Annotated in this window: 1 protein-coding gene; it reads left to right on the top strand. The window is 73.4% G+C overall.

The features are described 5' to 3' along the window. The coding region (locus ACU8YC_RS25350; protein ID WP_446896010.1) for an NAD-dependent epimerase/dehydratase family protein at window positions 1-670 on the top strand (670 nt) is incomplete at both ends.

Genomic DNA, 670 nt, shown 5'->3' with positions numbered 1-670 from the left:
GATCATCCCGATCGTCGCCGACATCCGCGACATCCAGGAGCTCGGCCGCGCGGTGGCGGAGGCCGGCGCGGTGTTCCACTTCGCCGCCCAGGTGGCGGTGACGACGAGCCTCGTCGCGCCGCGGGCCGACATGGAGATCAACCTCCTCGGCACCGTGAACCTGCTGGAGGCCCTGCGGGCGCAGGCGCGGCCGGTGCCGCTCCTCTACGCCTCGACCAACAAGGTCTACGGCGACCTGCCCGACATCGCCCTCGAGGCGGTCGGCGACGCCTATCTGCCGGCCGATCCGGACCTGCGCCGGCGCGGCATCGGCGAGACCCGGCCCCTCGACTTCCACCCGCCCTACGGCTGCTCCAAGGCAGCGGCGGACCAGTACGTCCTCGACTACGCCCGCAGCTTCGGCGTCCCGGCGGCGGTGATGCGGATGAGCTGCATCTACGGTCCGCGCCAGTTGGGCAACGAGGACCAGGGCTGGGTCGCCCACTTCCTGATCCGGGCGCTCGCCGGCGAGGCGGTCACGCTCTACGGCGACGGACGGCAGGTGCGCGACATCCTGCACGTGCGCGACGTGGTGGCGGTCTACCGGGCGGCGCTCGCCCGCATCGACGACGCGGCGGGCCACGCCTTCAACGTCGGCGGCGGCCCCGGCAACGCCGTGCGCCTGCCGCAG

The sequence above is a fragment of the Citrobacter sp. VF227 genome (assembly GCF_052950715.1).
This window is presented reverse-complemented; position numbering and strand designations above follow the sequence as displayed.